Raw genomic sequence first — 26295 nt, forward strand, 5'->3', positions numbered from 1 at the left:
AAACACGAAAACGGAGCGTTTCCCAAAAGTAGTAAATAAGGTATGATAATGAAGACTTATCATACCTTATTTGAAAAACATAGGTAGTGTTAAGACTTGCCAATCGATACCTATTATGCCAGAAAAATCGGCGACCAAGTAAGAGCGGAAAGAGCCCTATCTATTAAATGCAGGAGTCAGCAACTCGCAGAACCAAGTACCTTCCATCCTTAAGCACTTCCACCTGTACTTACCTTGGGTAAAGTCAGACCTCAGCCAATGCTAGACTTTCGTTCTTCGCGCCGACTCTATCACCACCTAGCGCTGGGGCTGCTCAGCGCCATTCTGCTCGTGGGGCTGTACTACGCCGTGGAATCGCCCGACGTCAAGTACAAGTGGAGCATGAGCACGGCTTACGTTTCGCTCTTGTTGCTCGGCGGCACTTTGCTGACCGGTCCGCTCAACGTGCTGCGCCGGCAGCGCAACCCCTTCTCCACCGACCTGCGCCGTGACATTGGCATCTGGAGCGGCCTTGTGGGCCTGGCGCACGTGGCCATTGGCTGGCAGGTGCACATGGGCAACATGTTGCTCTACTTCTTCGAGGAGGACAAGCTCACCAAGGCCCTGTCGCTACGGGCCGACCTGTTTGGCTTTGCCAACTACGCAGGGCTGGCTGGCGGGCTGATTCTAGTGATGCTGCTGGCTTTGTCCAACGACCTTTCCCTGCGCAAGCTTAAAGCCCCGCGCTGGAAGTACTGGCAGCGCTGGAACTACCTGTTCTATGGACTCGTAGTCGTGCACGGGGTTTCCTACCAGGTCCTCGAAAGCCGCAAGCTGCCGTATCCGCTGCTACTGGCCGCTCTTGTCCTGCCCGTGCTGGTCATCCAGCTCCTGGGCTTTTCAGCCTATCGAAAGAAGCGCCTAGCCGGACTGGCAAAGGGCGGGTGACGAGAGCAGGCCCAGCATACGGCTTTTACCAAAGGCGGTGCGCTTTCGTACGTGTAGCCATGACAACACCCCGGAGGAGTTTAGGTGCGGTATTGCTGCTAGCTGGGGGGCTTAACTTACCAGCCCTTGCCCAGGCTCCCGACAGCGTCTACCGCATCGGCACCGTCGAAATAACGGGCAACCGCCGCACCCAGCCCTTCATCATCACCCGGGAACTGGACCTGCAGGCGGGCGACACGCTGCACAGCCGCAACTTGGCGGCCCGGCTGGAGCGCAACCGGCAGCGGGTCTTTAACACCACACTGTTTGTGACCGTCAAGCTAACCCCGGTGCGGACCGCCGGCCAGGTCAACATCCTGATTGAGGTCAAGGAGAACTGGTACATTTGGGCCGGGCCCGTGTTCAAGCTCGCCGACCGCAATTTCAACGAGTGGTGGAACGAGCGCGACGGGGACCTGCGCCGCACCACCTACGGCGGCTTTCTGTACCACGCCAATTTCCGTGGCCGCAAAGAAAAGCTGCGGGTAGGAATTCAAACCGGCTTTTCGGACCGGTTCCAGGTTAGCTACGAAGTGCCCTATATCGACCAGCAACGGCAGACGGGCATCAACGTACTGGCCCGCTACCTCGTCTACAAGGACCTGGCTTTCAACACCGCCACTGACAAGTTGCTGTATACCGGCACGCAGGAAATAGCCCTGAAACGGGAGTGGCAAGGCTTGGTGCAGGTGCGCCGCCGGCGCGGCTTCTACGATGTGCACCGGCTGGAACTCGGTTACACCCACGGCCGCATTGCCGATACCCTGGTTCAGCTGAACGCCGAGTACTACCAGGGCGGGACCCGGCTGCAGCGCTACGTCGAGCTCGCCTACCAGTTCAGCCACGACACGCGCGACAACGTGAACTACCCGTGGCAGGGCCTGGTCCTAACCGGGGGCGTGCGCCAACGGGGCGTGCTGCCCACTGACGACGTGCGCATTCTGGAGCTGCGGGCCGGCGGCGGATACTACTGCCCCCTGGCGCCGCGCTGGTCGCTGGGCCTAGTCAGCAGCCTGCGGGTGAGCATGGCCCGGCAGCAGTCGTTCAACCAGCTGCGGGGGCTGGGCTACGAGGAGGAGTTCCTGCGGGGCTTCGACCTGTACGTCATCAACGGCACCGCCTTCGGGCTGGCCAAATCAACCCTGCGCTTCCAGCTGTGGAAGGGCATCGTGCCGCTGCGATTTATCCCGGTCAAGCAGTTCAATACTCTGCCCCTGTCTATCTATCCGACGGTCTTTGCCGATGCCGGCTACGTTCGCAACCCGTACTCGGGCCGGGAAATCGGCAGTTCCCTGGCCAACCAGGCGCTGGCCAGCGCGGGGGTGGGCCTGGACGTGGTGACCTTGCTCAACACCACCGTGCGCCTGAACCTGTCCCGCAACAGCGCGGGCGAGAACAACTTCTTTGTCAACCTGCAAAAGGAGTTCGTGCTCAACTAAGTGCGCGGGCTAATTGGGTGTGGGAAGGTGCTGTGGCTTCAGAAATGGTCAAGAACCAGCACTTGCGCGCCTCCCACGCCCTGCTGCTAACCTGCCTGAGCCCTAGCTCAGTGCGGAGGGACGGACTTGGTTTAGGCCTGAAGAGGTGATGAGAGGTTCTACGAGGTTCCGGATTGAACCTTTCATTCCTGCCTATCTGCTACTTACAACCACTTATCTGCTTGCAAGACGGGAAATTATGCAAGCAAATAGGCTGAAACGTGTTAAAACCGCTGGCTACCCCTGGGCGTTTATCAGACACTAGTATCTCATCTTCCCAAACCACGACTCATGAACCGTTTATTTCGTTTGCCGCTGCTCTCGCTTTTCTTAGTCAGCCTGCTATTCACGGCCTGTAAAATGGACCATGACATGGACGATATGAAGCACGAAAGTCCTTACATGAAAATCATGGACGCCATGATGATGGAAATGGACATGCAGGCCAAGACCCAGGACCCCGACCATGACTACGCTACCCAGATGGTCATGCACCATGATGCCGCCATTAAGATGGCCGAAGAAGAGTTGCGCACCGGCAGCAACCAGGAGATGAAGACCACCGCTCAGGACATCATTACCAAGCAGCGGGCCGAAATCGGGCAGTTCAACGCTTTCACCAGTGGCCACCAGCCCATGCAGCCCTTGGTGCCGCAGTTCAACACCGTGCAGAAGACTAACATGGACAAGATGATGACGGCCATGGATGCACGCACCATCACGGCTCGGCCCGACTATGACTTCGCCCAGCTCATGGTCGACCACCACCAGGCGGCCATCGACAACTCCGAGGCTCTGTTACAGGCCGGCCGCAACGCCACCACCCGCGCCCTAGCCCAAGCCATCATCACCGACCAGCGTCAGGAGATTGCGGCGCTGCAAAATTGGCTGACGCGCAACAAGTAATACGTGTCTCGCTTATGACAAAAGGCAGCTCCCAACGAGCTGCCTTTTTTGTTTGAGCGCTTGATATGCCCGTATAGATTTGCATTTCTGAAAAAGCTGGTTTCGACGGAAAATTAGTCGTTCTTCTAGCGATAGAGATAATAATATTTACCTGCCGAGGCTTGGCTTTTCGCCCCGTTGCAATAAGAACCCCCATGCTCCCATTGCCCGTTTTCCGCCTCATCCTAGCCCTCGCCGCCGGCGTGGTATTGGTACTGGCCGGTTGCCGGTCCTCCGCTATTGTCCCTGCTTTTCCTACTTCTGCCGGGTACCACCACCCGCTGCGGGCCCCGCGCGCAGACACGGCGACGGCCGTCACCGCCCCCGAGCACCCCACCACCCCGCCGCAGCGCATTAAAGCGGATGTGCCGCCTCCCGTCGTAGGTGCGTCGGACCACGCGCCCCGGGAGATAAACGAGCCAACGGGCGAGCCAAGCGGGAAATATGCCCACGCAGTGCCCGGGGATACCGTACGCAGTGCTACCCAGCCGACGCCTCCGCGCGGGCTACGCCGGCAATTCCCGACCAAGCTGTTCAGCGCCCAAACGCTGGTGCATTACAGCCTGCACTTTCTGTTCCCGGCCGTGCTGGCGCTGGTGTTTTTCCCCGGGATGTGGCCAGCTGCCTACCTGCTGATGCTGGCCACGATGCTCATGGACGTGGACCACCTGCTGGCTAAACCCCTCTTCGACCCGCTGCGCTGTAGTATCGGGTACCACCCGCTGCACTCTTTTTATGCCATCCCGGTGTATGCGCTGCTGCTCCTGGTGCCGGCAATGCAACCGGTCGCCGTGGGCCTGCTTTTTCACCTGTTCACGGATACGGTGGACTGCTTTTGGAACTTCAGTCACTGCCACGAGTGCTACCTCCGTTCCCGTATTTATGCCTTGCGCAACTGGGTGCGCAAGCTACTGGGCCGGGAGGTGGCCGAGTGAACGGGCCTTCCAGCGGGCGCTGCGACTTTCCGCTACGCCGCGATGAGCCAGCGGCTCCGTTAGTCAGGAGCAGTGGCCGCGTGTAGCAACGCGGCCCAGCGGGCTTCGGCACCGCAGCGGGCCGCGTACTGAAGTAGCACCGGCTTACTGAGGCCTTGCCGGGTGAGCAGTACCGATAATGCTGCCGCCAGGGCGGCATCCGAAATAGCCGGGGCTAGTTCCGGCATCAGGGCGGCGTCGACGAGCATTTTTTCCAGGCGCGCCGTGGGCACTCCCCGCACCTGCCGGACGGGGGATAGCGCCTGCCAGGCCCGCACCACCACCGGGCCCGAGGGCGGGGAGGAAACAGCCAACACGCGTCCGGCTTGATTAAGCTCCGCCCAGCGCACTTCCACGACCAGTAGGGATGGCAGGTCCGGCAGGAAAGGCTGCAGCCACCGGGTGGACCACAGGCAACCCAGGGGCAAGGCCAGCGCGGCCTGCAGCTGCTGCCACACGGCCAGCCATTCGGGCTGCAAAACTGGTTTTAGGGAGCTTCCGGTGCGGGGCGGCTCAAACGAGAGCAGGCCGGGTGCTACCTCGTGCAGCAGCTGGCTGCGCAGCAGTCCCTGCCGGACCATCGGCCAGGCATCGGCCGTTACTTCGGGCACCGACGCCTGAAAAAAGGCCAGCAACTCCGCTTCGGAAATTTGCTGACGGCTGCGGAAGTGGCCGCGCAGCTGGGGCCACGCCCGCAGCACCCGGTCTAGCTGGGTGGTTGCTGGTTTCATGCGCGTTGGGGCTGATTGCCCCCTCGAAGATACCGTTTACCACTTCACGGCCACGGTCAGAAAGAAGCTGCGGCCGTCGGAGGGCAGGATGCCGGGGCCGGGGTAGCCGGTGGCGCGGCGGGTGAAGTAGACGGCGTTGGCGAGGTTGTTGACGCTGCCTTCGAGCTTGAGCCAGCGCCGCTCCCAGGAAACCGAGGCATCAAGCACCGTATAGGCGGGAATGCGGCCCACAACCGCCGATACGCCGCCCAGCTCGGCTTTGGTGGCGTCGGTATACTGCTTCGACAGGTAGGTGGCCTGCACCGACCCTTTGAACGGGCCAAAACCCACGCGGGTGCCAGCCTTGAGGTTGACATCGGGCACGAACTCGACCGGGTTGCCTTTTACGCCCGCAATGTCGCTTTGCGTGTAGCGCCCCCGAATCAGGGCCAGGTTGCCGAAGGTGGCCAGCGACCAGCGGCCGGGCTCGGCCGTGGGGTGCAGGGCCCGCAGCAGGTCCACTTCGGCGTAGGACTCCACGCCCAGAATCAGGGCCCGGCCCACGTTGCTGCGGCGGCGCAGCACCCGGTCGGCGGCGTTGTAGGTCTGCACTTCGCCGATGCGGTTGCCGTACTGCAGGGCAAACAAGCTCACGTCGTAGGTCAGCCACTGCCCCTGCTCGCCGCGCAGGCCCAGGTCAGCCGAGTAGCCGCGCTCGTCCTGCAAATTGGGGTCGATGACGGCCGAGGGGTTGGCAATGCGCATGTCCGAGAACGTGATGGAGCGGTAGTTCTGCGAGATGTTGCCGTAGAGCTCCCGCGTTTCCACTGGCTTATAGCTCACGCCAAGGCCGCCAATCACAAAGCCGCGCGGGCTCAGGCGCTGCTCACTAGACTGCGTGATGGCGTCAATATTGCCAGCATTATCACGAATCACGGTGCCGTAGGTGCCCTGCGAGGTGGTGCGGATGTACTCGTAGCGCAGGCCGGGCGTTACCGACACCTTATCGCTCAGGTAGAAGATGTTTTCGGCGAACACCGCCATGTTTTGGTTGGGAAACTTAAAGTCCGAGAAGCCGTCGGCAAATGTCACCCCTTCCGGGCCCACGAAGCGGAAGTCGGCCCCCCGGCCCGTGGGGCCAAAGCCCTGCACGCTGTGGTTGTAGCCGTTGTAGTAGCGAGTGCCCAGCAGCAGCACGCCGCTTTTGCGGCCCAGCTGGTAGCGGTTCAAGTAGCGGGCCTCCACGCCATAGTTGCGAAACTCCCCGGTGATGAGGTCGCGCAGGTAGAAGTCTTTGTCGGGCAGCTCCACTTGGTTGGGCCGAAAGCCCAGAGACTTGCGGGTGGCCCGCAGCCCGAAGGCCAGCACGTTGAGGTTGGATTGGGGGCTGAGCTTCCAGTCGGCCGAGACGTTGAACAGGTTCCAGTCCACGGCAAACCAGTTCCGTTCGCGGTTGCTCTGACGGGCATTCTGGGCAAACTGCGCGTCGCTGAGGCCGCCGGGCTGCTGGGCCAGGTAGTCCATGTGGGTGACCTGGGCGCCGACTTTGAAATTCTCCGTGAACTGGTAGCGTACGTCGGCGTAGGCCGTCTTGGAATCGAAGTGGGAGTTGGGACGCCAGCCGTCGCCCTGCTTGTACTGGGCGAAAGCATAATAGCTGAGCTTCTTAATAGTGCCGCTGACGCTGTTAAAGGAGTTGAAAAAGCCGTAGGAGCCCACCGTCTGCCGCGATACCACCGACACGGTTTTGTCGGGCTCCGGGGCGCGCAGCTCGAAGTTGAGCAAACCGCCGAACTGCGTGCCGTACTGCAGTGAGGCTGCCCCGCGCACGAGCTGAATGCGCTTGATGGCCTCCACGGGCGGCGTATAGTAGCTCTCCGGGTAGCCCAGCGCATCGGCCGAGATGTCGTAGTTGTTCTGCCGCACGTTGAAGTTGCTGGTGCGGTTGGGGTCGAGGCCCCGGCCGCCGATGCTCAGCTGCAGGCCGCCCTGGTCGCTTTCCCAGATGTTGAGCCCCGCCACCCGTGCGTACACCTGCCGAGCGTTGTTGGTGGCCAGGTTGGCCACCAGGTTGTCGGGCACGATGACATCGGACTTCTTGGCCGCGAAGATGGCCGTGCCTTCCACCTCGCGCAGGCGCTGCGGCCCAAAGCGGCCCTGCGGGGCGGCCACCACCACTTCCTTGAGCTGCCGCTCCCGGCGCGCCAGCGTAAAGTCTACGAGGCTGCCGTCCGCCGGCACGTCCACTTCGGTCTTCAGCGGTTCGTGCCCGATGGAGGAAAACTGCAGCTGCTGGCGTCCGGCGGGGAGTTTCGCAATGGTAAACAGACCGGCCGAGTCGGTGCGGGCAATCTGGCGGGAGCCGCGCACGTACACCTCACAGCCCACCACGGGCTGGCCGGTATCGGTTTCGCGCACCCGGCCCTGCAGGCGGGTCTGTTGGGCCACGGCCGTGAACGAAGACAGCACACTCACTGCCAGGGCAACGCTATAAACCGGAAATCTCATCGTCAAAGGGTAAAATCCAGGCCTTGGGCCGCAGGTCATCGGAAACGCGGGCCAAATCCACGGTGGGGTCAATGAAGCTTTTGCCCAGGCGCCCGTTCAGGCTCACGTAGGCATCGGCGTAAACTTTCGGGTTGTACACGCCACGCTGGGCGTAGTAATTGCGCAGGTAATGGGCAAACTGCACCAGCATGTCGGGCTGGGTGCTCATCATCTTTTCCTGCAGCACGCTCAGGTGCTCATAGTTGTTCACGAGCCGGGCCCGGCCGGTAGCCGAGTCCACGACCTTGAACTGCACCTGGCCCATCTTTTCCATCAGCATCACCCGCCAGGAAAAGCGGTAGCCCTCTTCGGTCCAGAACAGCTCGTGCGGGTAGAGCAGGTAGCGAAAGGGCAGCACCAGCTGCACCACGAAAAACACGCCCAGCACGAGCAGCAAGGCCTGTCGGGCGCGCGGGGCGTACACCAGCGGCTGTGACGGTCTGGCCGCCTGAGTCGTACTCCACCAGCCGCGCAGCCGGTCAAGAAACCGCTCATGAGCCTCTGCGGGGAAGAAAATCAGGGCGGCCACCATCATCACGTAGGGGAACATGCCGATGGGAAAGAGTACGGCCGTCAGCACGTGAAACACTACCACGGTGGCGTAGGCCCAGGCCCGGGTGCGGTGGTTCAACAGGAAGAAAGGCACCGTCAGGTCGTAAAAGGCCCCGAACCAGCTGAAGGCGTAAGCCACCCACACCTGGCTCAGCAGCGGGCCGATGAGGGGCAAGTCGTTTTTGGCCGGCAGCCAGATGCGCAGCGGCATGGCGTGCAGGAGCCAGTCGGAGTTGAGCTTGGCCAGGCCCGCGTAGCAGTACACGATGCCCATGAGCAGGCGCAGCGCGTCTACCGTCCAGCGTGGCACCTCGTTGCACCAACGGGCCGGGTTCAGCCAGGCATCTATGGAGAAATAGCGCCCGGCGGGAAGCAGCACCAGCAGAAAAGCCGCCAGACTCACAAAGTAGTAGTGGTTGAGGTAAGTGCTTTTGTCCATGAGCTCGATGTAAGTGAAGCTCACAAACAAGCCCGCGGCGGCCGTGCGGTACCACCAGCCCAAAGCCAGCAGCAAGGCGCACAGCCCGCACAGCACGAACAGCCCGTAGGTGTAGGGCCCCAGGGGCTTCACCCATTCAAACCCGTAATACGAGAAGAAAAACTTTGGCTTCAAATACAACTCCGCAATCCAGCCCTTGGCCCAGAAGCGCACCACGCTGGCCAGTACCAAAACGCCAAAGGCCACGCGGAACGTGGCCAATGGTGCGGCAGAAGTTGTAGCCTGCAAGTAGCGCCGGAGCCCCTGCCCCATTAGTCGCCGTCGTTATCGACGTAGGTCACCGTGATGCCCAGCGCCGAGGTCATGTCCACCTTAATCAGGCGCACGGCCTTTTGCATCTCGTTGTAAGATGCGACGGCGTCGGCGTTGCGGGCCGTGATGGTCGTGTACAGGTCCGGGCCCAGGGAGCTGAGCTGTTGGGCGGACACGCCGAACTGGGTGTTGACGATGCTGGTCAGGCTCTGGCCCGAGCGGCTGTCCTTGGCGCCCAGCGCATCCAGGTAGCTTTTCAGCGAAGGCCGGCCCGGGCGGCCGTTGAAGAACTGCTGCACCGTGGCGTGGGCTGTGGTGGCCAGCTGCAGCGGCAGCGCGCCTTTCAGGTAATAGGCTTCAATCTTCTCGGGACGGGCTACGCCAGTCATGGTGCCGGCCGGGATGCCCACCTTGCCGGCGCGCAGGTAGCGCTCAAAGTAGAGGGAGTAAGCGTTGATGACCCGCGAGAGCGACGAGCTGGCGTCGGTGCCGGCGTTGTTGATGAATGTGTCGCGGTAGGAGCCGTTCCACTGACTGTACACTGTGCCGAAGGTCTGGTCCATCTTGGCCACCACGTCGGTGAGGTAGCGGCGATGGCCAGCCGAGGTTACGTACTGCTGCACAATGGCCGCGTCACTGCTGGCCACGCCGTTGAGCAAGTAGTCCAGCGTGGGGAAGCCCTGCTGGGGAATGGCCGTGGCCACCTCGAAGTCATAAGTGCCGGTGGTGATATTGCGGTTGATGCCCGTTACGTCGGCCGGGTAGATGTTGAAGTGGTTGCGCAAACTCACCGACTCGGCCGGGCCGAATTCAAACAGCTCCACTTTCTGCCACTCCAGGTAGGCGGCCTGCCAGGCCTGGCGCGCGTCCAGCAGCGTGGCCGTGGTGGGCGCCGCCGTGAAGGCCGTGGTCTTGGCTTTCAGCACCACCAGCTTGTCGTTGAAGCGCTGGTAGCCGGGCTTCACCAGACTGTCGGCCCACTGCGTGAGCAGGGCTTTGCGGTCCAGCGACGTGTCCGGGGCGGGCGTGTCCTCCCCCGTGTTCTTTTGGCAGCTGAAGATGCCGACCGCCGTGAAAAGCAGCAGCAAAGCAAACAAAACGGTCTTTTTCATCGGGGCAATTTTTCGTGGCGAAGGCCAACAAACCACGCAGCCGGAGCTGCCTGATTCGTTGGCCTGGGGTCCGCGGAGGGCGCGGGCCAAAAGGGGTTAAATGCTAAACTTGGCCTTGATGGCGTTGATGGCCACGTCGGCCCGGGCGTTGGTCAGGCTCCAGGTGCCGTTGGTGCCCGACGTCAGGCCCGTGAGCAGGTTGTCGGAGAACGTGGCGTCGGCGCCGTATTTGGTGCAGAAGCGCAGCGAGTACACGAAGCCGAGGCCTTCCCCCAACGCGTGGGCTTTCACGTCCAGCGTCGAAGCCGACTTCCAGTTGCTCAGGTAAGACACCGCAGCCAGGGCAATAGTTTTCTCCAGCTCGGTGCGGATGAGGTCGGCCTGGGTTTTCACGCCTGCCGCGTCGTTGTTCACGATGGCCGCGCGGCCCTTCAGAAAGGCCATGTAGACAGCCGGCGAAGCCGTGGGGTTTTTCTCGTTCAGGTAGCTGGCCAGGAACCGCTCGCGGGGCGTCAGGTTGATGTCCGTGGTCATGATGGCGTTGCTGGTCAGGAAACCGTAGGCCAAATCCCAGTTGTGCTCCAGCTCAGAGTAGGCTTTGCCTTCTACCACTTTGCTGTTGTTGGCTTTCAGGGCGTTGTCGGTCAGCAGCACGTTGTCAATCTGGTCGAGCAGCAGGGCGCCAATCAGGGCTTTGGCAATGACCTGGTTCACCTCGATGCCGTTGCCATCCACCAGGAAGCGGCCCAGGCGGCCGGCCGAGCCGGGCGTAGCCACGTTGTTTACCGACTGGCTGGCCGTAGCCAACTGAGCAAGCTTTTGGTCAATGTAACGACGCTCCAGTTCGGCGTTAGTGCCGCTAAACGAGACGGCAGTTGTTGCGCGCAACGATAGGCCGGAAGCGTTCAATCCGGCCCCTGTGAAGAAGCCACCAGTGTTGGCATATAGACCATTCAACTTAGCTACATCAAGCGTAGCAGGTGTGGCGGGGGCCGCCACGGCTACCAAGGCCATGTAAGAATTCAGCTCCGAGAACATGTCCAGGCGCTGGTTCGACGTGGTCAAATCCACCGTCGACTGGCCGCTGGCATCTTTGAATGATTCCGTGTACTTGGAAGTAGCGGTCAGCGTGCTGGCATCCATCTTGGTGCGCAGGGCCGGCGTAGACTCCGTGTCATTTTTGTCGCAGGAGCTCAAGGCAACAGTCAAGGCCAGCAGCGCGGCGGGAACGTACTTAAACGTCATGGGAACAGGGTTAACGAGAGACAGTGGATTGATGCCCCAAAGGTATTGAGCTTATTTGTAATTATTCCAAATAAGGGCGAATTTTTTTTGTAAGGGTTCTAAATAAGCATTCAAGCTATATGTAATTGTTTGGCAAATCGTGGAGCCAATCAGCTGGGTTTGGTGGCTGCTGGCAAGGCTTTACCTTTACCCTGCGCAATTCCCCCTCTACCCTACACTCTGCTTTTATGGCCAAACGCTACACGCTGTATATCTTGCTGCTGCTTACCTCCCTTCCCGCGCTGGCCCAGCGGCCAAAGCCAGCGGCCGTCAGCCTCCCGCCGGCCGACACCGTGTATTTCGACCGCGACTGGGAGCGCACCGAAACGCTGGAGGAGGTCAACTACGCACGGGTTGCCCGCCACGATGCCGCAGGCAAAACGGTGGGCACCGTCCGGGACTATTTTTACCCGTCGTGGAAGAAGCAGTGGGAGGGCAAATTGGCCAGCGAAGCTCCCGACAAGCCCAACGGGCTATGCTGCGGCTGGCACGAGAACGGCCAGGTGAGCTTTCGCGGCACCTATGTAAACGGCGTGCAGCAAGCGGACTTTCGGAGCTGGCGCGACGACGGCCGCGAAATCAAGTGCACGTCCCTCTTGCAGGAGGCGCTGCCCTTGAGCACCGCCACTCTTCACTGCAGCAACTGCCTACACACCAGCCGGAAGGTGTTTACGGTGGACATTCCGGCGGGCACGGTCGGCATCGTCTATAAGCTGGATGTTCGCGACGAAGGCCAGCCCCCAATCTCCTGGTCAACGGCGCTGGCCGTAGCCGCGGTGGCCGGTAGCGGAGGCGCCGCGGCCCCGGCGCTGCTAGGCACGGCGGCCACAGCCCTGAACAAGCAAGGCAACAACGCTCCCCCCACGGTCAGCACGAAGTGCCACTGGTACATCACGCCCGATGCCGCCTCGGCCCAGCAGTTTTTGGACACCAAGGGCACCATCAGCAACGAGAATACCTGTCTGCGGGCGGCGCTGAACACGCCCCAGGAAACCCGGCCCATTGCCTTGCCGGCCGGCATCCGCCGCCTGTACGTGTGCGTGAACAACGACAACTATACCACCGACGCCACGGCCACGCTGAGCGTACAAGCCCTGGTGCAGGCCTGCCAGTAAGGCTGAGGTTATTTTGCACTTACGTGCGTTTAAACCGCCGCTTCCGTTGGTGAGCCGGACAGAGAGAGGGTAGAACGAACAGCCGCCAGGCCGCCGTGGGGGCCGGGTCGGTCCACGCAGTGCCGTTTAGCTATTGCGGTATCACTTTGCTCGGTCGTTTGGTCGAGGCGGGCGGCCAACTTCTGCCAGCCCGCTTCTATCTCCAATTCGGGGGATTTGGCGTATTTTTCGGCGAGTTGCTGCAGGAGGCGGTCAATATCGTGGCTGTGCATTAAGGAAGCGAATTAATATGACTCCGGCGGTATGATGACGTTCGCGCCTTGTCAACCGCCAAGCATGGGCGATTTGGCGCGTAACAACGGTAAGCAGGGTTACTATTTCACTCGAATTAGAAGGGGCAAACAGTTGCCCGTCAGGAAACTATGCAAGGGTAGCGCCCTATTGTGTAAGCGCCACTGCTTCGTTAGTTAATAGCCCAACTCTGCGGTAGCCCTCAGCTCCCGTCCGTAGTGCCGTGCTTAGTAAAGCACGCCCCGCACCGGCTCCAGCTTGGTGGGCAGGTTCGTTTCGCCTAACATCTGGCGTAGGTCGATTTCAATCGAGCGGCACAGCGCCGACATGGGTACGTCGTTCATCTGGTGCTCAAATGGGTCCTCGCTGATGTGCCCCACCAGCTCGATGGTGGCAAACACCCAGGAGACGAGCACCGAAAAGGGTATCGTAAGCCAATAGTGGCCGTGGCCGAGCTTCTCAAACTCCCCTACCAGGCCCAGCGGCAGCAAGGCAATGAAGAGCCACACAAACACCACGCTGGAAAAGGCATACTGCCGGGGGAAAGGCGTATTCTTTATCCGCTCGCAGCCGCCCTGCAGGTTGGTCAGCTCCCGCAGTTCTTCGAAAAGTGTGCGAAGTTGCAGCTCGCTGAACAGGCCATCCGCATCGCGAAGCGCCAGGGTTTGCAGCAGCAACAGCTGCGCGGGCGGATTGGCCGTGGCCTGAAGCCGGGCGGCTTCATCCGGGGCCAGCAGCGGGGCGACCTCCGCGGCCCATAAGTCCGGCTGGCGGCGCGGGTGCAGGCGCAGGGCGTTGGTCCAGGCGAGCTGCCGGTACACCAGCTGGCGCTGAAACGCGACCCGCTCCGGGGTCGATGCAACCCGCGCGGGCGGTTGCGTATGGCCCAGCACCAGCATGGTCCAGCTGCGGCTGCGGTTAACGATGCCGCCCCACAGCTGCCGGGCCTCCGTGAAGCGGTTGTAGGAGCTGCTGTTTTTGAAGCCTACGTAAAACGACACGGCCACGCCCACGATGCTGACCAGTTGCCAGGGCACGTCGAGCCAGTGCCAGTGCAGCGGGCCGTACAGCACCGCTACGGCCGTATCATAAACTAGGAAAATCAGCACGTCTTTCCAGGAATAGGCCCAGATGACGCGCCAGTGAATGTGCTTGCGAACGTACATGCGAAGGAAATAATGGTCGGGCCAGTGGCGCGGCGGCTTTGCGTGGTCGACCCTATTCCACGCCCAAAGACACAAGCTTGCGGCCCCCGCGGCTCAACCGCAACGGTGCTTGCCCCTCGGCTGGTGCGCCGGATAAGCGGTGCTATTCCTAGTTGCGCCGGGTCCTAGTAGTGGAACGTGAGGCCCGCGCCCCAGCCGTATTGGTTGTCGTAATTGGTGCTGAGCGAGGCGTACTTGTTGACCATGTAGCGGAAGCCGATGGTGAATTCCTTATCGGTATTGCCACTGATGTCCATGAACACGTTGTTGCTCAGGGGCAGGTCCCGGCGTTCGAGGCGCAGGCGCACCTGCCCAGTCAGGTCGGTGCGCAATTCGGCCCGGACCAGCAGGGGCAGCAGGTAGTAAGCTCCGATTTCGGCTTGCCGGCGGAAGTTGACGTTGTTGCGCGGCGTTCGGTTATTCCCGCTGGTGCTCTCCTCCCCGCGCAGGGTTTTGTTGTCGCGGAAGTCGTAGCCGACGAACACCGACAGGAACTGTCGATTGTCGAGGTAGCGCAGCAGGTGGGTTTCGGTTTCGTAGTTGCCCTTGTAGTTCACCCGGCCCTCAAATTCCAGCGCGTTGCGATTGTTAGACAGGTTGGCTTCCAGAAAAGCTCCCTGGGAGTGCACGGACAAGTCAGCCCACGGGTAGATGGCGTTGTCTTCCTTTTTAAGCACTTTGTAGTCGGTCTTGCCGTACTCGTTCTGCGGGCTGGCCTCGTAGCTGATGACGCGGGCCATGCCGGCCATCATGTGGTAGAGGATGTGGCAGTGGAAAAACCAGTCCTGGTCTTCGTTGGCGTCGAACTCGATGGTCACGGTGCCCATGGACTGGATATCGAAGGTGTGCTTCATGGGGGAGTAAGCACCCTGGGCGTTCACGAGTCGGAAAAAGTGCCCGTGCAGGTGCAGCGGGTGGCGCATCATGGTGGTGTTCACGAAGGTCATGCGCACGTTTTCCCCCTTGCGGATGGGGATTTTGTCGGCCTCGGAGAGGGTCTTGTTGTCGAACGACCAGACGTAGCGCAGCATGTTGCCCGTCAGGGTGAGCTTGATTTCGCGCCATTGCTTCGTGGAATCCAGGGTCGTCGGGTTCAGCGCCCGCAGCTGGTTGTAGTTAAAGTCGCCGCTCATACCGCCCATGCCCGACATGCCGCTCATCCCACTCATGCCGCCCATGTCCTGCATGCTGCCCATGCTTTTGCCGGCTTTTTCCTGCATGTTCATGGGCCGGTTCTCGGGCGAGGGGGCCGTGCTGGCGGGCGCGGTGCCGTTTTGCATGTTCATGCCCTTCCCATCCGTGCCGCCCTGCTGACCCTTTTCGGCCGGGGCGCCTTTCATATCCATTCCCTTCATGTTGGAATTCCCCTTCATGTCCATGCCCTTCATATCGGAACCGCCCTTCATGTCCATGCCTTCCATGCCGCCGCCTTGCTGCTTGGTCATGCCGCTGCCGCCCATGTCCATGCCGCTCATGTTGCCCATGCTGCCCATCTCGCGCATCATCTGAAAGTAGTTGATGCGGGGCAGGTCCGGGGCTTTCATCGCCTCGCCATCACCGATGAACGTTGAGGTATAGCCCGTGATGTCGTTGGCCGTGGCCCGGAACTCGGCGGCGCCCATCTCGGGCACCGTGACCAGCAGGTCGTAGGTTTCGGCCGTGGCTATTTCGAGCTTGTTAATCGGAAAGGGCTCCACGTTGATGCCGTCGGCGGCGATGACTTGCATGGGGCCGCCGGCGTACTGCAGGAAAAAGTACGAGGAGGCGCTGCCGTTGATGACGCGCAGGCGCACCACTTCCCCGGGCTTGGCATCCTTGAAGTAGCCCTTCTCTTGGCCGTTGGTGAGGAATTTGTTATAGTAGATGTCCGTCAGGTCCATGGCCGGCATGCGGCCCCACTCCTGCTTCACCTTGTCCTTGAAGTAGCCGGCGGCCAGGGCCTCCCCGTAGCTTTGGGTGGCTCCTTTCTGCACGGCAAACCACTCGCCGGTGCGCTTGAGGTAGCGCAGCACCTCCTTGGGGTTGTGGTCGGTCCAGTCGGAGAGCACCAGCACGTACTCCTTGAGCTGGTACTGAATCTGCCGGGGCTGAATGACAATGGAGCCGTACAGGCCGTTTTGCTCCTGCAGCATGGTGTGGGAGTGGTACCAGTAGGTGCCGCTCTGCCGCAGCGGAAACACGAACGTGTGCGTACCGCCCGGCTCAACGGGGGCCGTGTTGAGGTAGGGCACGCCGTCCTGCTCGTTGGGCAGCAGCAGGCCGTGCCAGTGAATTGAGGTTTCCATGTGCATCTGGTTGTGCACCCGAATGACGGCCGTGTCGCCCTCGTTAAAGCGCAGCGTAGGCGCCGGAATCTGACCGTTGATGGCAATGCCGACCCGCGTTTTGCCGGTGTAGTTGACCTGGCGCTCGTCTACGTACAGGTCGTACTCCACGCGTTTGCCCGCGTAGTTCGCGCGGGGCTCTACCACGTGCCCCGTCAATTCCTTGGCGGGCGGAATGGAAACCGTACCGTTGGCGTCCTTGCGCTTGGGCATGGCCGAGTGCTGCGGAGTTTGTGCCCAAGCCTGCACCGCCAGTAGCAGCAGAGGGAATATTATCGATAGTCTCATCAGTTGCTAGTTGTCCTTCTTGGGTTGGTTCAAGGCGGGGTTGTTGTCCTGGAAGCGGAACTTGTCCATCGGGCTGGGCATCGCCATGCCGGGCATGGCCTTGCTGTCGCCCATTCCCTTCATGCCCTTCATGCCCTCCATGCCTTTCATATCGGCGCCACCCTTCCTATCCATGCCCTTCATATCGCCCATGCCGGATGGGTCCTGACCTTTCTTCATGCCCGGCATGTCGCTCATGTTATTCATCCCGGCCTTGTTTGAGGCCGGCTTCCGGGCGCCCGAGGATTTCTTATTCATGTTCATGCCGGGCATATCTGCCATGTTGCCCATGCCTTCCATCCCCTCCATCGAAGCCGGGGCTTTTGCAGGTTTTTTAGCCCTGGCTGGTTGCCGGTCCATACCAGGCATATTATCCATGCCTTCCATGCCCGACATTGCCTCCATCTGCTTTTTGCCGGCCGGCCGGCGCATGTCCATTCCTGCGGGCATTGACGGCCGGGTCTTCTCGGCGGGCATGTTCATACCGGGCATGTCCTGCATGGTGCCTGCCTGCCCGGACGGCTTGTTGGAGTTGCCTCGCTGGGAAGCTGGCATTTGCATGTCGCCCATGGCGCCGGAGGGAGTGGCGGTATTGCCTTTTTTAGGGGCGGAACCGCTCATGTCCATACCTTTCATGCCGGGTGCTTGGCCGCCGGCCGGCTTAGCCGCCTTGTCGTGGCCATCGTCATTGTGCCCGGGCTTTTGGCCGTGCCCCTGCTCGGTTTGCCCTGCTGCTTCGTCGTGCGCGCCGGCATCGGGGGCGTCCATGTTCATGTCCATGTTCTGCATTGCCTCACTGTCGCCGTGGCCGTGGCTTTCGTCGAGCAGGTTGCCCTTGGGACCGACGCCTTCCACGTACACCAGCTGCGCCCCGCGGTGCCCGGCCACCGACAGCGCGCCCGCCGCCGCCACCGCCGCCACGAGCACCAGCACTTCGTAGGCCCGGCGCTGCACCTTAAAGTAAAACCCGATGCCGGCCAGCAGCAGCGTGATGCCCGAGAGCCAGGTAGTATAGCTCGCAAACTGCTCATGCTCCGCGAAAACGGCCGCGGCTTTGGGCGGTAAGCCCATGGGCATGGCGTGGAATACGGTGCTGGCGGCCACCGCCCCGGCAAAGCCGCCGGTCATCACCACCAGCGCAATCCAGCGCACCTGCGGCCAATCCTTAAATACCAGCACTGCCTGCAGCGCGGCGGCCAGCAAAATCAGAACGATGGGTAGGTGCACCACCAGCGGGTGCAGGTTGGGAAAATCTTCAAACATAGAGTGACCAGTATGGGCGGATTTTAGGGGCCGATGGTGGCCTTTCATGCTCCTTACAAGCACCGCCCTGTAATGGGACAAGGCTAACCAGCCCCCATCGTTTCTTTACGCCAAGTGCTACCCCTAATGTTTGCTGCTATTAGGTGGCCTGATTACATAATTTCCACTATCTCATGAGAGATTAAGGCGAAAGGTTGTCCTAAAACCAATTCGCCATGCAGGAGGGCCACAACGGGGTTAGGCCAAAAGGCCGTTGCGCGCAGCAGCTCTTTGGCCTAATACCGTTTTGCCCGTTGCACTGGCGCTCCAGCAGTTCACGAGCGGGGCCCCCTTACCCAGACCAGCATAGACTGGGTCACTTGGTATAATCAGCTAATTTCAAAGACAGCCCCACCATGTAAAAGCGCATGTCTAAATAGTCAAGCTTAGAAGTAAACTTGGCGTACTTGACTTGCACGAAGGTTTGCAATCGGTCGCTCGTCTGGTGGTTTAAGCCAAAAGCCACCCCACCCGCCACCCCACTGTTTTCAAAATCGGTAGCAAAGGAAACGGACGGGGCCACGTAGGGGGTAATAATCGGGTTGTGAAAAAAGAACATGGAATTAAGGTTGATAAACCCGTCCGTGTTATTCTTAATCAGTGGGTTGCCATTCATGTACTCCACGCTGGCGAATTCCCACACTTCTGCGGAAGCTCCCCAGGCGAAGAAGTTCTTCCGATTCATTTTCCAGAAACCTGCTTCTACATCCAATGCCGGATTGAAGTAGCCGGTTTTCATGGCGGGCGAGAAAAACACGCCGGCGTTAAAGAAATATTCCGGTGGGGCGGCCGGGGCCGGCGTTTGCGCCTGAAGCGCCGAAGGGCTTACCAATACCGCGAGGAGCCAGTTTCTGGGGCGTTTCCTGCGTTTTGCTACTAAATTCATACTAGGCAACTAGAGGCTGATTGAATGCCTAAATGGACCAGTAGGGTGAATCCACTAACTGGAGTGGCCCTGCTATCATGGTCCATCTGGTTGAGTGGAGTGGGGCTAGAACGGGTCGGTGAGCGCACTGACCCGAATCAGCTTCTTGTTCACAAACTCGCTGATGCCCAGCTCCGACAGCTCCCGGCCGTAGCCCGAGCGTTTGGTGCCGCCAAAGGGCAAATCCGCCTGGGTCCAGGTGGGGTGATTGATGAACACCATGCCCGTGTCCAGTTGGTCGGCTACCCGCTGGCCCCGCGCCTCGTCCTGCGTGAACACCGACCCACCCAAGCCAAACGTGGAGTCGTTGGCCAAATCAATGGCCGCCTGCTCATCCTTAACCCGGTAAAAGGACGCTACCGGGCCAAACAGCTCCTCGTGGTAGGCCGGAATGCCGGGCTTCAGGTCCGTGAGAATGGTGGGCGCCATAAAAGCGCCCGGCCGGTCGAGCCGCTGGCCGCCTAGCACCACGGTAGCGCCGGCCACCACGGAGCGCTGTACCTGGTCGGCCAGCTGTACGGCCGCCGCCTCGCTGCTCAGCGGGCCCAGCTCCATGGTCCGGTCCATGGGGTCGCCTACTTTGAGGTGCGCCAGCTTGTCCTTGAACTTAGCCAGGAACGCATCGGCAATGCTTTCGACGGCAATGAAGCGCTTCGAGGCCACGCAGCACTGGCCGTTGTTATTCATGCGGCCCACCACGGCCCATTCCACCGTTTTGTCCAGGTCGGCATCTTCCAGGATGATAAAGGCGTCGCTGCCCCCTAGTTCGAGCACCGACTTTTTCAGGTACTTGCCGGCTTCAGCCGCCACGCTGGCCCCGGCGTCTTCGCTGCCGGTCAGCGAGACGCCTTTGATGCGTTTGTCCGCAACCAGGGCCGAGGCGCGTTTGCCGGAGAGCAGCAGGTTGGTGTAGAGGCCGGCGGGCGCTCCAGCTTCCGCAAACAATGCTTCCAGGGCCTGGGCGCACTGCGGGACGTTGGAAGCGTGCTTGATTAACACGGTATTGCCCACCATGAGGTTGGGCGCCGCAAACCGGGCTACCTGGTAGAAGGGGAAGTTCCAGGGCTCGATTCCCAGCAACACGCCCACCGGGCTGTGGCGCACGAACGCCTCGCCGTATTCGGGCTCCAAAGGCTTGTCGGCCAGGAACTGCGCCCCGTGGTCGGCGTAGTAATCCAGGATGTCCGCGCTCAGCTCGATTTCGCCTTCCGCCTGCGCGATGAGCTTGCCCATTTCCAGCGTGATGGTGGTGGCCAGCGCTGCTTTTTGTGCCCGCATCAGGTCCGCCACGCGGTGCAGCAGGGCAGCCCGCTCCGGGTATGTGGTTTTTTTCCAGCTGGCAAAAGCGGTGACGGCCTGAGCCACGGCCGCATCCACGGCCTGGTCCGTCATTTCCTCGAAAGATTTGACCGTCTGGTTGGTGTTCGGATTGATGGTTTGAATGGGCATGATGGGGGTTCTGGAAATTTGGTTGGGAAAACAGGTTCTACTTCAGTGAGCGGCGCAGCAGCTGCGCGTTCAGGGCCACGATGACCGTGCTGGCGCTCATAAGCACCGCGCCCATGGCCGGGCTGAGCACGAAGTGCGGGTACAGCACCCCGGCCGCCAGCGGAAGGGCGATAATGTTGTAGCCCGTGGCCCAGAACAGGTTCTGTATCATTTTGCGGTACGTAGCTTGGCCGAACTCCACCAGGTTGGTGATGTCGGTGGGCTTGCTGTTGACGAGAATGATATCGGCGGTTTCGGCCGCGATGTCGGTGCCCGAGCCCACGGCGATGCCCACGTTGGCCTGGGCCAGGGCGGGCGCGTCGTTCACCCCATCGCCCGTCATGGCCACGAACTGGCCCTGGGCCTGCAAGTCCTGCACAATTTTTACTTTTTGGTCGGGCAGCACCTGGGCGTACACGCCGTCCAAGCCCAGCTCTTTGGCCACGGCGTCGGCCACTTGCTGGTTGTCGCCGGTGGCCATGTACACCTTGATGCCCTGGGCCTGCAAACGGTGGACGGCCTCTTTGGAGTCGGCCCGGATACGGTCGGCCAGGGCCACATAGCCCGCCAGCTGGCCATCGCGCAGTACGAAGACCACGGTTTCGGTCCCGTTGCTGGTGGCCTCCGCAGGCAGGACAATGTGCTGCTCGTTCAGGTAGCCGGGGCTGGCCACGACCACGGGCCGGCCGTCGACGGTGGCGGAAACGCCTTTTCCCGTAATGGATTGGAAGTCCTGGATGGCAGGCAGGGCCAGTTTCCGCTGGAGGGCCTCGCGCACGATGCCCTGGGCAATGGGGTGCTGCGACTGCTGTTCCAGGGCCGCCGTCAGGGCCAGGAGGGTGGCCTCGTCGAGGCCGGGGGCCAGCACACTGACGCGGGTCACGCCGAACGCCCCTTCGGTGAGGGTGCCGGTTTTGTCGAACACCATGGCCGTGATTTTGCGCGCTTCCTCGAACGCCGTGCGATTGCGAATGAGCAAGCCCTTGCGGGCCGAAATGGCCGTAGAGATGGCCACCACCAGCGGAATGGCCACACCCAGCGCGTGGGGACAGGCCGTGACCATGACCGTGACCATGCGCTCGATGGCAAAGGCCGCGCCCTTGCCCATCCACAGCCATACGGCCAGCGTGCCGAGGCCGCCCGCGAGCGACACGAGCGTGAGCCAGCCGGCGGCGCGGTCGGCCAGGGTCTGGGTGTGCGACTTGGTGTTCTGGGCCTCACTCACCATCTTCACCACCTTGCTCAGGTAGCTGTCGGCGCCCTGGTGCGTGACGCGGACGCTGAGCGCCCCTTCGCCGTTTACGGCCCCGGCGATGACCTTGCCGCCGGCGGCCTTCTGCACGGGCACACTTTCGCCCGTGAGCATGCTCTCGTTCACGGCGCTGCTGCCGTCTACGACCTCGCCGTCGGTGGGAATACGCTCGCCGGGCCGCACCAGCACCACGTCGCCGACCACCAGGGCCGTGACTTTTACCTCAAGAATGGCAGTGCCCTCTTTCTTATGGGCGTCGGCGGGCAGCAACTGCACCAGCAGCTCCAGCGCCTTGGAAGCCCCGGCCACGGAGCGCATCTCGAGGTAGTGCCCGAGCAGCATGATGTCAATCAGGGTGGCCAGCTCCAGAAACAGGTCCATCCCTTGCAGCCAGCCCAGGGTTACGGCCACGCTGTAGCCGTAGGCCACGGAGATGGCCACGGCCACCAGGGTCATCATGCCCGGCTTCCAGCTGCGCAGCTCACCCACCGTGCCGCTGAGAAACGGCCAGCCCCCGTAGAGGTAAATGACCGACGCCAGCCCCAATAGCACCGGAGTGCCGTAGGGAAGGGCGAGGCGGTACCCCACCAGGTCCTGAAACATCATGGACCCGGCAACTACGGGCACCGACAGGGCCAGACATATCCAGAACCGGCGCAGGAAGTCAGCAATCATGGCCCCGTGGTCGTGCCCACCCATTTTACTGTGGTCCATCTTGCTATGGTCCATGCTGCCGTGGTCCAGTGGCTGGGGGGCGGAGTCCGTCGTTGCCGGCCGGGCCGGAACGGCAGCGGGCCCCCCGGGCTCGTCGTGGCCAAGGTGTTGCAACGCCTGCTGCCCGGCCGGTGATTTGCCGGTGGGGACGGTAGGGAGAGGTGAATGGGCCGTAGCCGGCTCGTGTTCGTGCGCCATGATGCAGTGGATAAGGGGATTGGGATATAAACAGGGGGCGGTCCTGCGCCGCCGCAGCCCCTGAGAGCTCATCAGCAACCGCTAGGATTACCTGTCGCCTTTCATCGGAGCGCCCTTTTTCATGGGTGGCATGGATTTTTTCACGGGCGCCTTTTTCACGGGGCCCTTCCTTGCCGCCGTGCTTTTCTTGGGGGGCGTACTGGATTTCATCGGGGCCCCTTTCTTCATCGACATCCCGGGTTTCATCGGTTCTTGCGGGGCGGCCGAGACGTAGGAGGTACTGCCAATACCGGCAAGCAGCAGCAGAGAGAGGAGGCGGGCAAGGTTTTTCATGGGCGATGGATGGAAAAAGTGAAGAGTGATAAAAAAAGAATGCGTTGAAAGGCGGTGGTTTATGTGCCGCCTTCCAGCCCCCGGCAGACGTCTGAGTCGTGGGTTATTTCCAGCCCTCCGGCTTCGCTACCTGGCCAGGTAGCCGCCATCTACCGGGTAGTAGGCCCCGGTGACGAAGGAGGCTTTATCGGAGCTGAGCCAGAGTACCAGCTCGGCCACTTCCTCGGATTTGCCCAGGCGGCCAATGGGGTGCAGACCCACCAGCTGCTGCTTGGTTTCCTGGGACAATTGCGCCAGCAGCGGGGTGTCGATGTAGGCCGGCCCGACAGAATTGATGCGAATGCCACTGGCCGCGTATTCCAAGGCGGCCGTTTGGGTGAGGCCCACCACGCCGTGCTTGGCGGCGACGTAGCCCGGCGAGTTAGGCGTTCCAACCCGGCCCAGAATCGAAGCCATGTTGACCACCGCCCCTGACCCCTGTTTCAACATCACTTCCAGCTCGTACTTCAGGCAAAAGAAGACGCTGTTCAGGTTCACGTTAATAATGTGCTGCCAGCCTTCCAGGCTATAATCGGCCGTCAGGTTCATTTCGCCCCCAATACCGGCGTTGTTGCAGGCAATGTCGAGGGCCCCAAAAGCGGCGACAGTTTCCCGCACCAGCTGCTGGCACTGCATCGGGTCTCCCACATCGGCCTTGAAAAAACGGGCGTTGCCTCCAGCGGCTTGCAGCTGTTCCATGACCTGGCGGCCCTGGGCTTCGTCCACATCCGAGAGCATCACGTTCGCCCCGTGCCGGCCATAAAGCAGTGCTACTGCCTTGCCGATACCTGAAGCGGCCCCGGTTACGAGCGCCGTCTTGCCCTGTAATAGATTGTCCATTAGGTAGGTAATAAGTGATTCAAGGTGTAGCAGCACGGTGGGGCTCCGGCCCTGCGGCTGGTTGGGTTAGCGCCGCTTTTCTTTATCCATCATCCCCATGCCACCGGAATGGGTGCGCCCGCCCCGGCGCATGGTATCCATGCCTTCCGTAGCATGGCCACGGCCGTCGTTCATGCCCATGCCCTCCCCTTCGTGCTCCCCATCGCCCTCCGTTTCGTGCTCATTGGACTGGTCGCTGGTCTGATTGGCTGCGCCCGAACGGCCGGTGTTGTCCACGTCTCGTTTGTCAGTGCAGCCCCCGACTAGTGACGTCATAAAAGCGGCAATGCAGAAGCCAGCCAATCGGAATTGGCGGGGCGAAAAGAGATGGCTGGAAACGGTGAAGGAGGAAGAGTTCATGGCTTTTAAATCTGAGAATGAGTAGCTGAGGCTTGGGCCCATGCGCGTGGCTGGCGGCGTGTGGACCGTGCGAGGCACTGGGCCGGGGCAGCAGGCTGGCTTACATGTGGCCGCCCATCGGAGCTGCCTTCTTCATGGGCGCTTTTTTCATGGGTGCCTTCTGCATGGGGGCTTTTTTCATTTTATCCCCGCAGCACATGTCCATCATGCCCATGCCCTTGTCCATCATGTCCATCCCTTTGTCCATCATGTCGTCGTCCATTGGCTCCATGGGCATGGCCGGGTCCGGGTCCATGGCTTTGCTGGTCATGGCTTTGCCCTTGCCCATGGTGGTCATGCCCTGATTCATCGTCGCCATGTCGGCCGGGGCCATCGTGCCTTTGGCTTTTTTGGTCATGGCCTGGCCCATGTCCATCATGTCCATGCCCTTGTCCATCATCTTCATGCCGCGAGCCATGGCGGGCTTATCCTGGGCGGCTTCCGCCTTGTCCATCATGCTTTTGCCTGATTTTACCATGTCCATGCCCTGATGAATCATGGTCATGCCGTTAGCGGCGCTGGTGGTTTGGGGCTTGTTCTGGGCGTAGGTGGCGCTGCTCAGGCCGGTTAAAAGCGCTAAGGAGAGGAAGCAGATGGCGTTTTTCATGGTCGATTTTAAATGAGGCGCAGGCGCCAGCAGTGAGAATAAAGGAGAAGGCAAAATTCCGGGTTGCGCCTTGCCGCAGCCATGATACTATGGGCTCCGGTGATTGATTTTTGTCATGCGGCCCGGTCGGGGACCGATTTCGGGCAGGCGCTTCCCGCCCTTAGGCTTCAGGCGCAGGCCGCATTTTCGTTGCCTAGCGGGGGCACCGCGCAGCAGGTAGGGGCAGCCAGCTTTTCGCTCCTGTCTTCCCGCTGTTTTTGGGCCCACCCGCAATTGTGCTCGCTCGGCATCACAATGGGCACCTGCAGGCACATGCTTTGCGTGGGCAATACTTGATTCCAATCGGAAATAAGCTGCTTGTAGGCCGCGCCCACGGGCCGGATGTTGCGGTCCAGGTCGTAGAGGCCCACGGGATTCAGGCGGCCGTTGTTTTCGCGCAGGGCCGAGTCCCAATCCACCTGGTCGGTGAGCGAGTACCACGTGAAACCGACGACGGGCACCCCGTCATTGCGCACGCGCAGCACGTTGGCCCACTCCTTGTGCAGCCAGTTCACGGCTTCGTCGCCGTTAGGGCCCTGCCACAGGTTGGTTTCGGTGTGCATCACCGGCAAATGGTAGCGGTCGTAGTACTGGTGGGTGATGGCGTGGTAGCCGAATATTTCGCCCGAGGCGCGGGTGCTGCCGTTGGCGTCCACGCGGTGCTCGTTGGTTTTGTAGTAGTCGTTGCCCATGATGCAATGGTGCTTCAACTTGTTGTGCATAAAGAAGTGGTACTCGTCCCGGCTCATGCCATTGTCGAGCAGGTATTCGTACATCTCGGAATTCACGCGCTGCCCGTAGTTCAGGTCCAGCGACAAAAACCGCTTGGCGTTCATCTCTTCGGCCGGCTTGATGGCGGCGGGGTTTTTGGCGTGGTAGTACTCCGATGATTCGCTCTGCACGAAAATGGCATCGGGGCGCACCTCCAGGATGGCCTGCATGGCCAGCACGTTGGCCTTGACGATGTGCTTTAGGGCCGTCACGAAGCCCTGGTCGCTGCTTAATTGTTCGTTCCACCACCCGTACAGGCCCGAGAACGTGGCGCAGACGTACATCTCGTTGATGGGCGTGTAGAGCTGCACCCACGGAAACCGCTGCGCAAACGCCTTGGCGTACTGCGCGAACAGCACCGGAAAGTCCGGGTTTTGAAAGTTGCCCAGCCAGTCGGGCACCCCGAAGTGGCACAGGTCAACCATGGGCGCAATGTCGCGCCGGAGCAGGTCCTGAAACGTGACATCGGCAAACGACCAGTCGTACTTGCCCGGCCCCACAAACGTGGTGTGCAGCGGCGGGCCGTAGCGCAGAAAGCGGATGCCAAGCTCCTGCACCAGGTCAAAATCCTTTTGCCAGTGCTTGTAATGCCCGCACTTCTCCAGCTCATCCACGCGCTGCTTGCCGTGGTCAATAGTCGGGTTGCTGTTTTCGATGCCGGTGGCAAAAAGGAATTGAAGGCCCATAACATGATGACTGAAGGATGATAGAAAGGCCGCTGCCGGCGGCAGATGACAGCAGATGACCGTCGGGTTAAGGCGCCCGGGC

Annotated in this window: 22 protein-coding genes; 5 read left to right on the plus strand and 17 right to left on the minus strand. The window is 61.1% G+C overall.

The annotated features are described in order from the left end of the window. Positions 1-258: 258 nt before the first annotated feature. The 4 genes from I5L79_RS19545 to I5L79_RS19560 all read left to right on the plus strand — a co-directional run bounded on the left by I5L79_RS19545 (position 259) and on the right by I5L79_RS19560 (position 4324). Positions 259-927, plus strand: a complete 669-nt coding sequence (locus I5L79_RS19545; RefSeq protein WP_196956763.1) for a ferric reductase-like transmembrane domain-containing protein — start codon at positions 259-261, stop codon at positions 925-927. Between the two features lie 59 nt (positions 928-986). Further along, a complete protein-coding gene (locus I5L79_RS19550; RefSeq protein WP_196956764.1) occupies positions 987-2405 on the plus strand; it encodes a BamA/TamA family outer membrane protein in 1419 nt (472 codons plus the stop codon). 330 nt (positions 2406-2735) lie between these two features. Next, positions 2736-3350 (plus strand): DUF305 domain-containing protein, encoded by a 615-nt coding sequence (locus I5L79_RS19555; protein WP_196956765.1) that lies wholly within the window; start codon positions 2736-2738, stop codon positions 3348-3350. 194 nt (positions 3351-3544) lie between these two features. Then, positions 3545-4324 carry a DUF6122 family protein gene (locus I5L79_RS19560; protein ID WP_196956766.1) on the plus strand — a complete coding sequence of 260 codons (780 nt, stop codon included), beginning with the start codon at positions 3545-3547 and terminating at the stop codon, positions 4322-4324. Between the two features lie 59 nt (positions 4325-4383). On the opposite strand, the gene I5L79_RS19565 is transcribed toward I5L79_RS19560, so the two are convergent. From I5L79_RS19565 to I5L79_RS19585, 5 genes are all read right to left on the minus strand, one after another. Next, complete coding sequence (locus I5L79_RS19565) at positions 4384-5094, minus strand: DUF6577 family protein (RefSeq protein WP_196956767.1); 711 nt, start codon at positions 5092-5094, stop codon at positions 4384-4386. A gap of 36 nt (positions 5095-5130) precedes the next feature. Next, positions 5131-7581, minus strand: coding sequence for a TonB-dependent receptor (locus I5L79_RS19570; protein WP_196956768.1), 2451 nt, complete (start codon positions 7579-7581; stop codon positions 5131-5133). Next, complete coding sequence (locus I5L79_RS19575) at positions 7562-8923, minus strand: HTTM domain-containing protein (RefSeq protein WP_196956769.1); 1362 nt, start codon at positions 8921-8923, stop codon at positions 7562-7564. The genes I5L79_RS19570 and I5L79_RS19575 overlap by 20 nt, the downstream gene beginning before the upstream one ends. Beyond that, a complete protein-coding gene (locus tag I5L79_RS19580) occupies positions 8923-10035 on the minus strand; it encodes an imelysin family protein (RefSeq protein WP_196956770.1) in 1113 nt (370 codons plus the stop codon). Before I5L79_RS19580 ends, I5L79_RS19575 begins: the two co-directional genes overlap by 1 nt. Before the next feature lie 96 nt (positions 10036-10131). After that, the gene (locus tag I5L79_RS19585) at positions 10132-11280 is read right to left on the minus strand and encodes a DUF4856 domain-containing protein (RefSeq protein WP_196956771.1); all 1149 of its coding nucleotides are present in this window, start codon (positions 11278-11280) and stop codon (positions 10132-10134) included. Between the two features lie 227 nt (positions 11281-11507). Between I5L79_RS19585 and I5L79_RS19590 the strand changes: the two genes are divergently transcribed. Next, positions 11508-12434, plus strand: coding sequence for a toxin-antitoxin system YwqK family antitoxin (locus I5L79_RS19590; RefSeq protein ID WP_196956772.1), 927 nt, complete (start codon positions 11508-11510; stop codon positions 12432-12434). 29 nt (positions 12435-12463) lie between these two features. Here I5L79_RS19590 and I5L79_RS19595 read toward each other — a convergent pair whose 3' ends face one another. From I5L79_RS19595 to I5L79_RS19650, 12 genes are all read right to left on the minus strand, one after another. Continuing rightward, positions 12464-12706: a hypothetical protein gene (locus I5L79_RS19595; protein ID WP_196956773.1), complete on the minus strand. Its 243-nt coding sequence runs from the start codon at positions 12704-12706 to the stop codon at positions 12464-12466. A gap of 246 nt (positions 12707-12952) precedes the next feature. Further along, complete coding sequence (locus tag I5L79_RS19600) at positions 12953-13891, minus strand: bestrophin family protein (protein WP_196956774.1); 939 nt, start codon at positions 13889-13891, stop codon at positions 12953-12955. A 164-nt stretch (positions 13892-14055) separates the two neighbouring features. Beyond that, complete coding sequence (locus I5L79_RS19605; RefSeq protein ID WP_196956775.1) at positions 14056-16542, minus strand: multicopper oxidase domain-containing protein; 2487 nt, start codon at positions 16540-16542, stop codon at positions 14056-14058. Between the two features lie 6 nt (positions 16543-16548). Next, positions 16549-17844, minus strand: a complete 1296-nt coding sequence (locus I5L79_RS19610; protein ID WP_196956776.1) for a DUF2231 domain-containing protein — start codon at positions 17842-17844, stop codon at positions 16549-16551. 355 nt (positions 17845-18199) lie between these two features. Further along, the gene (locus I5L79_RS19615) at positions 18200-18769 is read right to left on the minus strand and encodes a hypothetical protein (protein ID WP_196956777.1); all 570 of its coding nucleotides are present in this window, start codon (positions 18767-18769) and stop codon (positions 18200-18202) included. Between the two features lie 105 nt (positions 18770-18874). After that, the gene (locus I5L79_RS19620) at positions 18875-20257 is read right to left on the minus strand and encodes an NAD-dependent succinate-semialdehyde dehydrogenase (protein WP_196956778.1); all 1383 of its coding nucleotides are present in this window, start codon (positions 20255-20257) and stop codon (positions 18875-18877) included. Positions 20258-20294: 37 nt separating this feature from the next. Beyond that, complete coding sequence (locus I5L79_RS19625; RefSeq protein WP_196956779.1) at positions 20295-22460, minus strand: heavy metal translocating P-type ATPase; 2166 nt, start codon at positions 22458-22460, stop codon at positions 20295-20297. 87 nt (positions 22461-22547) lie between these two features. After that, positions 22548-22793 carry a hypothetical protein gene (locus I5L79_RS19630; protein WP_196956780.1) on the minus strand — a complete coding sequence of 82 codons (246 nt, stop codon included), beginning with the start codon at positions 22791-22793 and terminating at the stop codon, positions 22548-22550. Between the two features lie 126 nt (positions 22794-22919). Beyond that, positions 22920-23672, minus strand: coding sequence for an SDR family NAD(P)-dependent oxidoreductase (locus tag I5L79_RS19635; protein WP_196956781.1), 753 nt, complete (start codon positions 23670-23672; stop codon positions 22920-22922). A gap of 66 nt (positions 23673-23738) precedes the next feature. Then, the gene (locus tag I5L79_RS19640; RefSeq protein WP_196956782.1) at positions 23739-23987 is read right to left on the minus strand and encodes a hypothetical protein; all 249 of its coding nucleotides are present in this window, start codon (positions 23985-23987) and stop codon (positions 23739-23741) included. A 184-nt stretch (positions 23988-24171) separates the two neighbouring features. After that, the gene (locus I5L79_RS19645) at positions 24172-24717 is read right to left on the minus strand and encodes a hypothetical protein (protein ID WP_196956783.1); all 546 of its coding nucleotides are present in this window, start codon (positions 24715-24717) and stop codon (positions 24172-24174) included. Positions 24718-24884: 167 nt separating this feature from the next. Further along, complete coding sequence (locus I5L79_RS19650) at positions 24885-26213, minus strand: family 1 glycosylhydrolase (RefSeq protein ID WP_196956784.1); 1329 nt, start codon at positions 26211-26213, stop codon at positions 24885-24887. Positions 26214-26295: the final 82 nt, after the last annotated feature.

The sequence above is a fragment of the Hymenobacter guriensis genome (assembly GCF_015773195.1).
GTDB classification, from domain to species: Bacteria; Bacteroidota; Bacteroidia; order Cytophagales; family Hymenobacteraceae; genus Hymenobacter; species Hymenobacter guriensis.